Here is a 14,112-nt window from a genome sequence, read left to right on the forward strand (position 1 = left end):
CGACGTAGCGCGCCAGGCCGCCGGCGCCCCGTCCGGGCGGAGGTGAGGTTTCCCGCGACCTCGGTGTGGTGCTTGCTGTGTGCTGCGGGTTCACGGTGTTCGTGCTCAGGAGGTGAGCCCGAGGGTGTCCAGCGCGGCGACGACGTCTCGGCGGGCGGTCTCGTCCAGCCCCCGCAGCGGAAGCGGCAGGTTCGGTTCTGCTGTCAGGCCGAGGTGGGAGGCGGCGGCGGAGATAACGCGCAGGCTGCCGTGGCGGCGGAACAGGGCCCACAGCGGCTGGAGTTGCTCGGAGAGGTCCGCCGCCGGGCCCGCGTGGCCGGACTGGGCGGCGCGGGTGAGGGCGAGGGCGGTCAGCGGGAAGGTGCCACCGATGACCGAGTACCAGGCGTCGCACCCGGCGTTCAGACCGCGCGCGGCCGTCCAGTCCCCGCTCACCCCGATGGTGACGGTGTCGGGGATCAGCGCGCGCAGCGCGGCGACCCGGAGCTCGGCCTCGCGCGGGTCGTCCGGCACACCGGGGATCTTGATCGAGCCGATGTTCGGCAACCGCGCGATACGGCCGTGCAGTTCGTCGGTGAAGTGCACGTGCGTGGTACCGGGGTTGTCGTAGACGCACAGCGGGACGGAGAGGTCACGTGTGACGTCCTGGTACAGGCCGAACACCTCGTCCTCGGTGAGCGCCTGATATGTCATCGGGGCGAGCAGCACTCCGGAGGCGCCCGCCTGCTGGGCGTCCTCGGCCAGCTCCCGTACGTGCGAGGTGCGCAGCGCGCCGATGCCGACGATGACGGGCACTCCGTCGGCGGCCTCGACCGCGATCTTCGCGGTGTGGGCGCGCTGTTCCCGGGTGAGGTAGGCGTAGCCACCGGTGGAGCCGAGCGCCCCGATGGAGTCCACGCCGGCGGTGGCGAGCCGTGCGACGAGCGCCGCGTAGGCCGTTTCGTCGATGCCCTGCTCGTCGGTGGGCGTGAGGGGGAAGGCGCTCAGGCCGCGGAACATGATGACTCCTTGAGTGGGTGGGACATTCGTGATGGTCAGTTGGCCGTCGAGCGCAATTCCTTTACGACCGCGGCGAGTTCGGCGGCGAAGACCTCGGCCTGCGGCTCGGTGATGGTGGAGGAGGTGACCCGGATCGCGCCCCGGTGAGCGGCCGGATCCGGCGCGAAGAGGTGCCCCGGCCGCACCGCCCAACCGCGCTGCGCCAGGGCCGCGACCACGGCCCGTCCGTCGACGTCGAGTTCGACCCATACGTTCAGCCCGTCGGGCCGATACGGGACGTCCGTGCCGTGGGTGACGCTTTGCGTAGCGTCTTGCGTGACGCCTTGGGCGTGCAGCTGCTCCAGGAGCAGGCCACTGCGCCGTGCGTAGAACTCCCGGGCCCGTTCATGGAGTTCGTGGACCCGGGGATCGCGCAGGAGTTCACGGGTGATGTGCTGCAGCAGGCGGCTGACCCATGCGGTGCCGGCGCTCAACCGCGCCTCCAGGCGCGCGGTGGTCTCGGTATCCGCGGCGACGAGGGCGAGTCGCAGATCCGGTCCGAGGAACTTGGACACGGACCGCACCAGCGCCCAGTGTGAACTGCTCGGTGGTGTGATCCGGTGGTACGGCCGTGCGGAGACCGCCGAGAAGTGGTCGTCCTCGATCACGAGGACCTGGGGGTACTCCGCGAGGATCGCACGCAGGTCGGCCGCTCGTTCCTCGGTGAGGCTCGCACCGGTCGGGTTGTGGGCCCGGGGTGTGCAGACGACCGCGCGGGCGCCGGCCTCCAGGGCGGCCCGCAGCGCCTCGGGGCGCATGCCGGCGCCGTCGACCCCGACGGGTGCCGTGCGGTAGCCGTTCAGGCGCAGGGTGCCGATGCTCGCGAGGAAGCAGGGGTCCTCGATCGCCACCAGGTCCCCGCGGGTGAGGTGTGCGTTCAGAAGCCGCTCGGTGGCATCCACCGCTCCATGCGTCACCAGCGTGCGGAACGGCTGATCGATGTCCTCGGCGAAGTCGGCACAGGCCCATGCCTCCAGCCCGGCGTCGACGGCGGGCACACCGTACAGCGGCGGGGTGTAGTCCCCGCGCCGGGTGGCGGCCAGGATGTCGGGCAACAGGCTCGGGTCGGGGTTGCCACTGGCCAGGTCGACACATCCGCCGCCGACACCGACGCCTTCGCGCGCGAGCTGCGGTACCACCGCGACCACCGTGCCGCCACGACCCCGCGTCTCGGCCACTCCCGCCTCGACGAGCCGCCGGTACGCGAGGGCCACCGTGTTGCGGTTGACGCCCAGCTCGGCCGCGAGCGTCCGCACCGGGGGCAGACTCGACTGAGGCGCCAGCTCGCCCGAAGCGACCTGGTCCCGCACGCTCCCCGCGATCTCGGCCGCGGTGGTGCCCCTGATACCCACGTGATCAGCTCCACCCGAGGAGAAGGATTCGTCCGAGCAGCAGGATTCGTCCTATGCCAAAGTTTGTCCTAGGCCAAACATACGTCACGGGCGGCTGCGGGCGCCAACGTCACCTCGGGGCGCCGCTGGGGGTGGAAACCCTGGACGCCGCCGGGGCCGGCTGATTCCCTGACCGTGTGCGTCAACGCCGGGGGAAGCGGGGAAGCATGGACAGCACGCTGATAGCCGCGCTCATCGGTGCGGCGGGCGGCGGCATCGCCACGGCCGCCGGTGGACTGCTGCGCACCCACAGCAACGCCCGCACCGCGGCCAGGCTGATCTACGCCGAACTGACCAGGAACAGCACGGCTGTCGCGTACTACCGCAAGTACGGGCACTGGGCGGCGCCGACGCCGAGCCGCACCGCGTGGGACGACCATGGGCCGCTGCTCGCGCGCAAACGCGACAGCGGGATCTTCGAGGCTGTGCTGCGTGGCTACGAAGCACTGGAAGCAATGCCGTTCATCACCGGGGACACCGTCTCCGAGGAGGCTCGCGAGGACCTGGCCCGGGACGCGGTGCAGCGGCTGGTGCGGGCGATCACCGAGATCGGCGAGGTGGCCCGGATCTCCAAGGGCCAGATCCGGGCGTGGACGAGGCGGCTCGAACTGGTCGAACGCAGCGCCAGTCCGCTGGAACCCGCGCTGCTGCGCTCCAGCGTGGTCCCGCTGCTTCTGCTGGAACGGCTGACCGATCAGGCCCCGCCGCAGTTCGTCTTCCGTCGGGCCGAGGTGTACGTGGAGGAGGGGCGCGTCGTACGGAATCCGGACATGGCGTCGGCCGACGACGTGAAGCACGTGGTCTTCGACGCGCGGTGGGGCACGGATCTGAACCGCCTGTCCACGGTGGCCCGTTCCACGGGTCACGGTCCGGTGGGTGACCCGGCTGTCGACGAAGCGTACGAGGGGCTCGTGGCCACGTCGGAGTTTCTGCGGGAGGTCTTCGGCCGCGAATACGTCGCTTCGCCCGACGAGGGACCGATCGCGGCGGTCGTCCACTACGACCAGAAATACAACAACGCGTTCTGGAACGGTGAGGTCCTGGTCCTGGGGGACGGCGACGACGAGATCTTCACCCGGTTCAGCAAGTGCGTCGACATCATCGGAGTCGAGGTCTGGAAGGGAATCGGCGAACTGCGTCTGATCCCCTACGACGGACAGGCCGGGGCCCTGCACAACTCGATCTGCGATGTCTTCGGCGTGCTGCTCAAGCAGTACACGCTGGATCAGACCGTGGATCAGGCGGACTGGCTGCTGGGCGCCGGGCTGCTGGCTCCCGGCATTCACGGCCGGGCGCTGCGTTCGCTGAGGGATCCCGGCAGCGCCTACAACGACGCCGTTCTGGGCACCGACCCGCAGCCCAGGACGATGGACGGCTACCAGCACACGGAACACGACAACGGAGGCGTGCACCTCAACTCGGGTATCCCCAACCACGCCTTCTACCTTGTCGCCGAGCGGCTCGGCGGCAAGGCGTGGGAGCGGGCCGGACAGATCTGGTGGGCGGCCCTCACCAGCGCCGAACTCCACGAGAACGTACGGTTCACCGACTTCGCCCGCCTGACGGCCACCGCGGCTCTCCGCCTCTACGGCGAGGGCGACGAACACCGCGCGGTTCTGGACGCCTGGTCCGCTGTCGGAGTCCTTCAGTAGGTGCCGGGTGGTCGTGGGATCAGCCCTGTTTTCTGCTGCTAGCGATCCGCGTGCTGGTGAGCTGTCCTGATCGGCCACCTCTTGCCAGGGTGAGGGACATGACTGTGGGTTTCAGTGGTGAGGTCGCCGAGTACTACGCGAAGTACCGTCGTGGCTATCCGCCTCCGGTCATCGAGGCTCTGCGGGCAGCCTTCGCGCTGGACGCCGACGACATCGTGCTGGACCTTGGATGCGGCACCGGCCAGCTCTCTCTTCCACTTGCTTCCCGGGTCCGTTCCGTCATCGGCATGGACCCGGAACCGGACATGTTGCGGCTCGCCGGGGAAACGGCCGCAGGGCAGGGCGTCCGCAACGTGACATGGGTGCTGGGCGCCGACAGTGACGTCCCCGGGGTGGGGACGCTGGTGGGGCACGGGTCCCTGGCGATGACGGTAATCGGGCAGGCACTGCACTGGATGCGGCACGAGGAGCTCTTCCGCACCTTGGCGCCCCTGTTCCGTGCGGGCGGAGGTGTCGCCGTGGTGGCCAACGGCACACCGTTGTGGCTGCAGGACCGTGCCTGGTCGCGTGCGCTGCGGGCCTGTCTGGAGGATCACTTCGGCACGAGGCTGGAGGCAACGTGCGGGACCGGCGCGGACGACCGGCGTCGCTACGCGGAAGCGCTCCGTGCCGCTGGGTTCGCAGACGTGGAGGAAACGCTGATCGACTACAGCGATGAGCTGAGCGTCGACGAACTCATCGGCGGCGTCTACTCCGCGATCCCCGCGGACAGACTGCCCGGGCAGAAGGATCGGCCGGCGTTCGCCGAGCGGATTCACCGGTCGCTTCCGTCCGGCCCGTATCTCGAAAGCGTCCAGGTCTCCGTACTCGTGGGCCGGGTGACGTGATCGGTCCGCGATGGTCGGGCGTGTGACGTGGGACCGCTACGACGAGTTGGCCGAGCTGGGGCGGGAGTCGAGCGCACGATTCGCTCAGACCAGGTCCGGCAGCTTGAGCTCAGGACGCACGACGGATACCGAATGTTTGGCATTGGTCACGGGGAAGCCGTTGCCGTGACCGCTGATGCCGATCTCGTCCGAGGCGGCCATCCCGAACACGAGGCCGAGGATGGGACCCAGGATCAGGAGCGCGACTCCCGCTCCGATGGCGCTCGTGAACGCGAGGACCACGATTCCCGCCACGAGGGCGCCCAGACCACCCCAGGCCAACACCAGCCAGCGCACCTGCCGTTGCCGGACGCCCGTGACGCTGTGCACGGTAAAGGTCAGTTCCTTGCCGCACCACCTGCAGGTCACCGATCGCCGAGCGGCCGGAAGCCCGTCGTCGGGCCGCACGATCTCCCACGGATAACTCTCGTAGTCCCACACCGCGGTGGACGCTCCCGTCGCACGCCCCCAGAAGTTCACCCGATGAGAGACCCTCCCCGGCTGTCTCTGCTCGAACCTGTACGCCATGCCAGAACTCCCTTCCCTGTATGGGTAGTTACCAACTGATGGCACATCATCCCGGGGCCGGGATCGCGGGGTCAACGAGCCGGGGCGGACCGGGGGCGTCGGCGCGTCGACCCGCTCGACGCGCCGAAGGCTCACACACCACTGCCGTGGTGTTCCATCCCACCCCTCACATCCACAACATCCGAGGTCAGCGCGGTGCAGCGGTCCTCACCAGGGAGTTCGCCGGAAGTCCTGCGCGCGCTCCGGAGCCCGCATAACGTGCGGTGACCCGGACCGCTCCCCCGCGTTCTCGCGGTCGGCACCTCTTGGGGCCCACGACCCACTAGGAGACCCTGGAATGTCCTCCGACAGCTCCGAGTTACACGCGCTGCGCCACCGGCCCGCACGGCACGCCTCCCCGATCCCACTCTCACCGCCACCCGCCGCGCACAGCAACAGCAACTGGCGGTCGGCCCGGGCCCGTTCATGGACCGGACCCCATCGCGATCTACGACTCCTGCGCCGGGCCTGCCGCCGGCAGCGACGCGTCGCCGCACTCGCCGCACTCGGCTACTTCGCCGTCTTTCTCACCCTCACCGTCGCACTCCCCTCGGTCATGACCGCTCCCGCCCTCGGCGGCCTGCCCGCCGGGCTCTGCCTGGCCCTGGTCCAACTCCCCGTCACCTGGCTGGCCGTGCTCTTCTACGAGTACACCGCGCGACGCCACGTCGACCCCCTCGCCCGCCGGGTACGCCACCAGACGCCGCACCCCCGCGACGAGCAGGCCCGGCCGTGACCGACTTCAAGGGCGCCGCGCAGTCCTGGTCACTCGTGGCGTTCTTCAGCGTCGTCACCCTCACCCTGCTGCTGTGCGTGGTCACCGGCCCCGACCGCGACGACCTCGACGAGTTCTACACCGGCTACCGGTTCCTCTCGCCCCTGCGCAACGGCCTGGCCATCGCCGGCGACTACATCTCCGCCGCCACCGTACTGACCGTCGGCGGCATCATCGCGCTCTGCGGTTACGACGGCGTCGTCCTGGCGCTGAGCGCCCTGCTCTCCCTGGTACTCCTGATGTTCCTGCTGGCCGAACCGCTGCACCACACCGGCAGGTTCACCATGGGCGACGTACTCGCCCGCCGTATGCCCGGCCGCGCGGTACGCATCACCGCGTGCGCCGTCACCCTCGCCGCACTCGTGCCCATGATGGTCGTCCAACTCGCCGGTGTGGGCCAGCTGCTGGCATACGTCCTCGGTTTCTCCGACAGCACCATGCGCACCGGCTGCGTCGTCGGGGCCGGGGCACTGATGATCACGTACGCGGCCCTCGGCGGCATGCGCGGCACCGCCCTGATCCAGATCCTGAAGACCGTGATCCTCCTCGGCTCGGGCCTGGTCGTCGCCGCGCTCATCCTGCACACCTTCGGCTGGAGCCCCCCGACCCTGTTCCGGACCGCCGCCCAGAACAGCGGAGCCGGCCACAACTACCTGCGCTACGGGCTCCAGTTCGCCGGCGGACAGCACCCCGCCCTCGACATGGTCAGCACCCAGTGCGCCATCGTGCTCGGCGGCGCAAGTCTCCCCCACGTCACCATGCGCATGTACACCGCCGGCAGCACCCGGCAGGTGCGCCGCGCGATGTCCTGGGCCGTTTCGGCGGTCGCCCTGTTCATCGCCGTCATGACCGTCGTCGCGGTCGGCGCCACCGCCCTCATCGGGGCCAAGACCATCACCGCCGCGGACCCGCGCGGCTCCACGGCCTATCTCCTCGGAGCGCGCGCCGCGTTCGGCACCGACCTCTCCCGGCCGGAGAGCCTGCTGTTCACCACCGTCACCACGGCCATCTTCCTGACCCTGCTGGCCTCCGTGGCCAGCATGACACTGGCCTGCGCCAACTCCCTCGCCCACGACATCGCCGCCCGCCCCGACACACCGCCGCTGCGCGAAATGGCACTGGCACGCCTGGCCGCGCTGGCCGTGGGCATCCCCGTGATCGGCCTGGCCGTACTCGCCCAGCACCGCAGTCTCCAGCCCCTCGCCATCCTCTCCTTCTGCCTGGGCGCCTCGGCGATCGCCCCGGCGCTCCTCTACAGCCTCTTCTGGCGCCGCTACACCCGCACCGGCCTGCTGGCCACACTCATCGGCGGCACCGTCAGCGTCCTCGTCCTCATCCCGGGCACCAACCTCGTCTCCGGCACCCCCCAATCGGCCTTCCCCGACGCCGACTTCAACTGGTTCCCCTTCACCACCACCGCCCTCGTCTCCGTCCCGGCCGGGTTCCTCAGCGGCCTCATCGCCACCGCCCTGTCACGCAGAAGGTCCAACGCACGCGCACGCAACCGCTACGAAGCCATCGAGCCCGTCCTGCTTGCCGGACCGGCCCACCCCAAAAGCCGATGACAACCCGCACAGACCGATGACGACCCGCCGCCGAAACCAGGCCGAGGTCGAAGTCGGTGCCGGGGGCCGGAGCCCCCGGCACCCTCCTGTCAGCCGGCGGCGAACTCGCGCAACGCGTCCGGGGAACCGTTGAACCGGTCGTGGTCACCGACCATCTGCCCGGACGACGTGTACTGCCACATCGTGTACGCCGACCAGCCCGCCGGAAGCGCCCCCACCGACGAGGCGTACCGGGCGACCCACAAGTGGTTCGTGGCACCGAAACCCCGGTAGCCGCCGGTGCAGCCGGTCCACCAGCTGGTGGACGTGTAGATCACGGCATCACGACCGGTACGGGCCTTGTAGCGACTCAGGAAATCACCGATCCAGGTGACCATGCCGCTCGCGGACTTGCCGTAACAGGAGTCCCCGTAGGGATTCCACTCGATGTCGAGTGCCCCCGGCAGCGTCCGGCCGTCGCCCGACCAGCCCCCACCGTGGTCCACGAAATAGTCGGCCTGCGCGGCCCCGCTGCCCGAGTCCGGCGTGGCGAAGTGATAGGCCCCACGGACCATTCCGACGCCGTACGCACCGTCGTACTGGTCGTCGAAGTACGGGTTCCGGTAGGAGGTACCTTCCGTGGCCTTCGTATAGGCCCACCTGGTACCGGCGCTCCACAGACTGGGCCACGCCACATCACGCTGATAGCTGGAGACATCGACGCCCTCGGTCTGCCCGGCCCGCTCCTCCGGGGACACCGCACCGGTCCTGCCGCCCGTCCCGTCATGGGCCATGACGCCGATGCCCATGTAAGCGCTGCCCCGCACGGGCACGGGTTCGGCCGCGGCCGGCGCGGGGGCCATACCGGTCACGGAGAGGAGAAGGCCGGACACCATCACGGCCACGCACAGACGGGAAAACCCGTCCCAGGTTGTTATTCGTCGTCGCATACCGCCTATACGACCCGGATCCATGACGTATCGCACGTCATGTACCGCCAACCACACCCACACCGCCCCGGCTCGGCCTCGCGGTACGGCCCCGGAGACCCCGAAGACATACGACACCGTGATCTCCTGGATCAAGGCCGACCCGGGAAGGTTCGCCCGCACATGAACGGAGTGGTGAAGAGCAGTGACGAACGACCATGACCTGGACGAGGCACTACGGGTGGCCGTGGAGCTGGCCGAATGGGCAACGGAGACGATCCGAAGCGGAAACGCGGGGGCCGCGGGACCGGTCCGGCAGAAGGCGAGCCCGGCCGACATCGTCACGGACACGGACGAGGCGGTGGAGCGGCACGTACGGTCGGTGCTGCGGCGCGAGTTTCCCGACTGGGGGATCGACGGCGAGGAGTACGGCGTCGAGGAGGGCGCGTCGGACGCCCCGCACTGGGTGATCGACCCCGTGGACGGAACCACCAACTACGCCCACGGGCTGGGTTGGTGCTCCTTCTCGCTGGGCCTCGCCCAGCCGGACGGCTCCCCTCTGCTGGGCCTGGTCGCGGACCCTTGGCGGGGCGAGGTGTTCACGGCCGTACTGGGCAGGGGGGCGCACCTGAACGGCGTCCCGATCCACGCCGCGGACCACACGACGCTGACCGGCCACGTGTTCATGACGGAGTGGGCGGCACACGCGCACTGGCCGGGCCTGGACGCATTGCTGGCCCAACTGGCCGCCCGGCACTGCACGGCACGCGTGATGGGCTCGACGGCACTGTCCCTGGTGCAGGTCGCGGCGGGCCGGGCAGCCGCCGCCGCGATCGGCGAGTTCCACCCGGTGGACGGTCTGCCGGCGCTGCTGATCGCGACGGAGGCGGGGGCGGTCGCGTTGCCGCAACTCCCGGCCTACGACGAACCGTTGCTGCTGGCAGCCCCCGGAGTCGCGGCGGAGGCACGGGAGTTGTGGCAGTCGACGGTCAGTCCCTCGGTCCCCCGACAGTGACGACGACCTTGCCTTGCGGGTGACCGCTCTCCAAGTGGCGTACGGCGTCAGCGGCTTCGGACAGCGGAAAGGTGCGGGCGACCACTGGAGTGAGATCACCCTTCTCGATGATCGCGTTGAGAGTCAGCAGGTCCGCACGGCGTACGACCGCGAGCATGCCCCGGAGCTTCCGACCCCCGAGCAGCGAGCGCAGCCCCATCTCCAGACGGATGCCCGCGTCGGCGAACCAGCGGCTTCCGCCTTCGCCGCCGACCCGGACAAGGGTGCCGTGCGGAGCGAGCACGCTGTGCAGGAGCGAGACGCTGCGGTTGCCCGCGGCATCAAGAACGACGTCGTATCGGCGGGGCCGGTCGGTGATCTCCTCGCGGGTGTAGTCGATGACGTCGACGGCGCCCAGGGAGCGGACGAAGTCCGCCGCGGCCGGACCGCAGACCGCGGTCGCCTCGGCGCCGTGCGCGACGGCGAGTTGGACGGCGAAACTGCCCACTCCACCTGAGGCGCCGATGATCAGGACCTGCCGGCCCGGTCGCAGACCGCCCTTGGCGTGCAGCGCCTGGAGGGCGGTGACACCGGAGCAGGGGACGGCGGCGGCCTGTTCGAAGGTGAGGCTGTCGGGTTTGGGGGCGATCCTGCCCGCCTTGGCAAGCGCGAACTCGGCGAAGGAGCCACGGCATTCGCCGTAGACGGCGTCTCCCGGTCCGAGGTCGCTCACGCCGGGGCCGACCGCTTCGATCACCCCCGCGCCGTCCCAGCCCGGGACGGGGTTCTTCGGCCTGCGCAGCCCGAAGACGAGCCGCGCGGGATAGGGCAGGCCGGTCATCAAATGCCAGACGTCGGGCCCGGCACCGGCGGCCCGCACACGGATCAGTACCTCGCCAGGGCCGGGTGCGGGGCGGTCGATGTCCCGCAACTCCAGTACGTCCGCCGGGCCGTAGACATCCTGCACGATGGCTTTCAAGGTGGTCGCCTCCCGTTCGGGTCGGGGCACCCACCCAGCATCCCGCGAGCCGGTGCACACGCCCAGCAGCGGAACCTATCTCTCATCAGCGGGTTCGGCAGGGCAAGCGGTGGTGGCCGGTTCGGAGTCGTGTTCCCGCTCCGGGCTTGCCGTCCGGGTGCGGGACGCCAGGCGGACCGTCCCGGTGACCGGTACCACCAGCAACGCGAACGCCCAGGCGAACGGGGCGAGTTGGCTGTTCGTCGCCGTCGACACCGCGCTGAACAGGGCCGAGGCCAGGGCCAGGACGATCGTCTGGCCCAGGTTCTGCGCGGTCTGCATCGCGCTGCTCGCATAGCCCTGCCCGCCGGCCGGGGCGTGGGTGAGGGACAGCAGGGTCAGCGACGGCGTCGCGAGCCCCATGCCGACGGCGGCCAGCACCATCGAGGACACCGCCGTGGCCGCGGGCACGGCGGGCAGGACGCACAGCGCGGCCAACGCGACCGCAGCCGCCATCACCCCGGCCCCTACGGCGACGAGCCAGTACCGCGGTACCCGGTCCTGCAAGCGTCCCTGCAGCCAGGACGCCCCGGCCCAGGCGAGCGCGGCCCCGGTGAAGGCGAGCCCCGTCACCACGCCCGGCACCCGTCGCGCCGTGCTCAACATCAGCGGTACGAACGCCTCAAGCGTGAAATACGCGCCGGACGTCAGCGCCCGCAACAGCACCGTCGCGGGGAGTCCGCGCCCGGCCTGCCAGGTACGCGGCGGCAGCAGCCTCGGCGCGAACACGACGAGCAGCGCCAGTCCGGACACCGTGCACACCACGTGCCGTACGTCCCAGGCGGAGACGCCGTACTGAGTGAGCGCAGCCGCCGCACTCACCGCCACCGCAGCCGACAGCGCGGGCCGCCGCACCGGTCCCGACGACCCTCGGGCGTCCGGCGAAGGCCCTGCTTCGCCCTCCGGCCCCCGTCCGTGCAGGAGCAGCACCGCTGCCGCCGCCGGGAGCAGGGTGAAGCCCGCGAGGCCGAAGAACACCGCCCGCCAGGACCACCACGCGGCCACGAGCCCGGCGAGCGGCGGGCCGGCCAGCGACGGCACGATCCAGCAGGCGCTCATCAGGGCCAGGGCGCGGGCACGCACGTGGTCCGGGTAGGACTGTCCGATGGCCACGTTGATGGACACCGCCACCAGTCCGGCCGCGATGCCGTCCGCGAAACGTCCCAGGGCCAGCTGCCAGATGGTCGTACTCGTCGCGGAGACGAGCAGTGTCACGACGGTCAGGGCCACCCCGACCGTCAGCGGCCGGCGAGGCCCGGCGCGGTCCGCCCACGTCCCGCCCAGCACTCCGCCGAGCAGGCTCGCGGCGACGAACGCCCCCGCCACCAGCGGATACAGCACCACCCCGTCGAGGTCCCTGGCAGCCACCGGCAGCAACGGCATCACCGCCAGCGCGGCGAACCCGGTCAGGAACATCACCGCCGCGAAGCTCGCCGTCGCGGCCAGATACGTACGGGAGAACAGCCCGGACGAAGGCGGAGACGGAGAAGCGGGCGCGACGGGTGCGGGACGGCGACGGGTCACGGACAGAAAGGTATGCACCAACTCGGGGCTGGGCCAACGTATTTGATCCTCGCCGGCAGGATCATGAACGCGGCACAGCCGTCAGGCCGAGGTGCTCGGCTTCGCCGCCGCCGTCAGGACGTACTGGAGGCGGCGGGCCGCGTTGAGGTGGTCCGCCGTCCAGATGATGCGGACGGCGGTGGCCGTGGCGCGTCCGTCGTCGTCGCGCAGGTCGCGGCGCAGGGAGCCAACGAGGCGCGCTTCTTCCTCGGTGTTGCGTGCCAACGGGGCTGGTACGGCGGTGTGCCGACCGAGGCCGGCGGCCAGGTCGCGGTACCAGTCGGACAGCCGGACGACGGTGTCGAGCAGGATCAGCCGGGCCTCGGAGCGGTCGGGCTGGATCTGTTCGTCGCCGCCGTTGCGCTGCCACAGTTCCAGCACCGCGTCCGCGGCCAGGCGCAGCCCTACGATCCCGGTGACCAGGGTGGTCATGTCGGACAGCCGCACCGGCTTGGCGCCCCGTTCGGCGAGGTAGCTGCGGAAGGCGTCGTCGAGTCTGCGGGCCGCGGCAGCCGCCTGCCGGCTCGCCTCCAGCGGTGCGTCGGTCGGCAGGCAGCCGATGCTGCAGCGACTGGCCGCGTACTCCACCGCGTCCGCGAGGTAGCGGGCACTGGCGTCGTACGCCGCGGACAGCGCCCGGTCCACGGCGGCCCCGGCACCCCGCGGCCAGAAGAACAGGCCCACCAGCACACTCACCGCGCAGCCCAGGGCGATGTCCTGGATCCGCAGCAGCACGATGTGCCAGTCGGGGTCCTGGCCGATGTTGAACAGGATCACCAGGGCGACGGTGAAGGCCGCCTGTCCCGCGGCGAACGAGATCGCGGCGGGGGCGATACCGGCGACGAGCACGGCGACGGGGAGCAGGAACCACAGCAGGGTGCCATGGTCGCCGATGAGCTGGAGCAGCCCGGTCCCCACGAGCGAGCCGACCAGGGTGCCGCCGAGGGCGCGCAAGGCGTTCTGGCCCGTGTTGAGCGCGTTGGAGCGCAGCACCGACAGGGTTCCGAGCAGCACCCAGAACGAGTGCTGGACGCCTGTCGCGTTCGCCAGCGCCACCGCGATTCCGAGACCCAGCGCGCCCCGGAGGCTGTTGTGCAGCCAGACCGAACGCGGCTCCAGGTGGGCGGCGGCGCGCTCGACGGCCGAGCCCAGAGGCTGGGCCAGGGCGCCGGGTTCCCCACCGAGCAGCCGCTCCGGCCAGCTGCGCCGCTCGGCAGCCGCGGCGAGATCCACGTTGCCGGCGATCTGCAGGGTGGCGAAGCCCAACTCCTGGGCCCGGAACGACAGATCGAGGGTCTCGATGAAGGCGCGGACCTCCGACTCCGTGCGGGGTCTCGGCTGTTCCACGGGCAGCCGGTGGGTGGCGCCGTCCTCCATGCCGTCCATCGCCGCGCGCAGGTTCACCAGGGCGGCGCGGAGGGCGTCGGGCGCTTCGCGCGGGGCGTCGAGGAGTACGGCCGCCTCGTCCAGGGCCGTGGCCGCCGCCCGCCGTACGGTGCGTGCGTCGGCGTCGCAGACCCGGCGTTCGTCCGAGGCGGGACCGCTGTCCTCCACGATGGCGCTGAGCCAGGTGAGTTCGTCGACCAGGCGGACCAGTGCGCGGGAGCCGACGGACAGACCGGTGGGCCGGTAGGGAGTGGCGTCGAAGGCGGTGCGCAGGTCCGCCGCGGCTGCGGTGGCCCGTTCGGCGGCGACCTCGCACTGCCCGGCGGTCG

At 70.8% G+C, this 14,112-nt stretch carries 12 protein-coding genes; 5 read left to right on the top strand and 7 right to left on the bottom strand.

Translation table 11 applies throughout. From position 1 onward, the window contains the following. Positions 1–105: 105 nt before the first annotated feature. Complete coding sequence (locus R6V09_RS29325) at positions 106–999, bottom strand: dihydrodipicolinate synthase family protein (RefSeq protein ID WP_317884463.1); 894 nt, start codon at positions 997–999, stop codon at positions 106–108. Between the two features lie 35 nt (positions 1,000–1,034). Continuing rightward, on the bottom strand, positions 1,035–2,390 hold the full coding sequence (locus tag R6V09_RS29330; protein ID WP_317884464.1) for an aminotransferase class I/II-fold pyridoxal phosphate-dependent enzyme: 1,356 nt from the start codon (positions 2,388–2,390) through the stop codon (positions 1,035–1,037). A 206-nt stretch (positions 2,391–2,596) separates the two neighbouring features. Here R6V09_RS29330 and R6V09_RS29335 point away from each other — a divergent pair, with 206 nt between their 5' ends. Continuing rightward, positions 2,597–4,081, top strand: coding sequence for a M4 family metallopeptidase (locus tag R6V09_RS29335; RefSeq protein WP_317884465.1), 1,485 nt, complete (start codon positions 2,597–2,599; stop codon positions 4,079–4,081). 98 nt (positions 4,082–4,179) lie between these two features. Continuing rightward, positions 4,180–4,968, top strand: a complete 789-nt coding sequence (locus tag R6V09_RS29340) for a class I SAM-dependent methyltransferase (RefSeq protein ID WP_317884466.1) — start codon at positions 4,180–4,182, stop codon at positions 4,966–4,968. 84 nt (positions 4,969–5,052) lie between these two features. Here the strand turns inward: R6V09_RS29340 and R6V09_RS29345 are convergent, their stop codons facing one another. Then, complete coding sequence (locus R6V09_RS29345) at positions 5,053–5,448, bottom strand: hypothetical protein (protein WP_317884467.1); 396 nt, start codon at positions 5,446–5,448, stop codon at positions 5,053–5,055. A gap of 424 nt (positions 5,449–5,872) precedes the next feature. Between R6V09_RS29345 and R6V09_RS29350 the strand changes: the two genes are divergently transcribed. After that, complete coding sequence (locus R6V09_RS29350; RefSeq protein ID WP_317884468.1) at positions 5,873–6,310, top strand: DUF485 domain-containing protein; 438 nt, start codon at positions 5,873–5,875, stop codon at positions 6,308–6,310. Further along, entirely contained in the window at positions 6,307–7,914 is a 1,608-nt protein-coding gene (locus R6V09_RS29355; protein ID WP_317884469.1) for a sodium/solute symporter, read from the top strand. Before R6V09_RS29350 ends, R6V09_RS29355 begins: the two co-directional genes overlap by 4 nt. Positions 7,915–8,003: 89 nt before the next feature. Here R6V09_RS29355 and R6V09_RS29360 read toward each other — a convergent pair whose 3' ends face one another. After that, complete coding sequence (locus R6V09_RS29360; RefSeq protein ID WP_442810172.1) at positions 8,004–8,843, bottom strand: lysozyme; 840 nt, start codon at positions 8,841–8,843, stop codon at positions 8,004–8,006. A gap of 184 nt (positions 8,844–9,027) precedes the next feature. On the opposite strand from R6V09_RS29360, the gene R6V09_RS29365 reads away from it, so the two are divergent. Further along, complete coding sequence (locus tag R6V09_RS29365; protein ID WP_317884470.1) at positions 9,028–9,837, top strand: inositol monophosphatase family protein; 810 nt, start codon at positions 9,028–9,030, stop codon at positions 9,835–9,837. Here the strand turns inward: R6V09_RS29365 and R6V09_RS29370 are convergent. From R6V09_RS29370 to R6V09_RS29380, 3 genes are all read right to left on the bottom strand, one after another. Next, entirely contained in the window at positions 9,812–10,825 is a 1,014-nt protein-coding gene (locus tag R6V09_RS29370) for an NAD(P)-dependent alcohol dehydrogenase (protein WP_317884471.1), read from the bottom strand. The genes R6V09_RS29365 and R6V09_RS29370 overlap by 26 nt on opposite strands. Positions 10,826–10,870: 45 nt before the next feature. Beyond that, positions 10,871–12,358, bottom strand: a complete 1,488-nt coding sequence (locus tag R6V09_RS29375; protein WP_442810173.1) for an MFS transporter — start codon at positions 12,356–12,358, stop codon at positions 10,871–10,873. Positions 12,359–12,439: 81 nt separating this feature from the next. Next, positions 12,440–14,112 (bottom strand): FUSC family protein (locus R6V09_RS29380; protein ID WP_317884472.1); only part of this gene is annotated, 1,673 nt, incomplete at its 5' end.

Source organism: Streptomyces sp. W16, from assembly GCF_033194735.1.
GTDB lineage: Bacteria > Actinomycetota > Actinomycetes > Streptomycetales > Streptomycetaceae > Streptomyces.

Excerpts from the sequence above, each read along its gene's own strand:
- R6V09_RS29325 (WP_317884463.1), bottom strand. The coding sequence starts at position 999 with ATGTTCCGCGGCCTGAGCGCCTTCCCCCTCACGCCCACCGACGAGCAG.
- R6V09_RS29360 (WP_442810172.1), bottom strand. The coding sequence starts at position 8,843 with ATGCGACGACGAATAACAACCTGGGACGGGTTTTCCCGTCTGTGCGTG.
- R6V09_RS29340 (WP_317884466.1), top strand. The coding sequence starts at position 4,180 with ATGACTGTGGGTTTCAGTGGTGAGGTCGCCGAGTACTACGCGAAGTAC.
- R6V09_RS29350 (WP_317884468.1), top strand. The coding sequence starts at position 5,873 with ATGTCCTCCGACAGCTCCGAGTTACACGCGCTGCGCCACCGGCCCGCA.
- R6V09_RS29335 (WP_317884465.1), top strand. The coding sequence starts at position 2,597 with ATGGACAGCACGCTGATAGCCGCGCTCATCGGTGCGGCGGGCGGCGGC.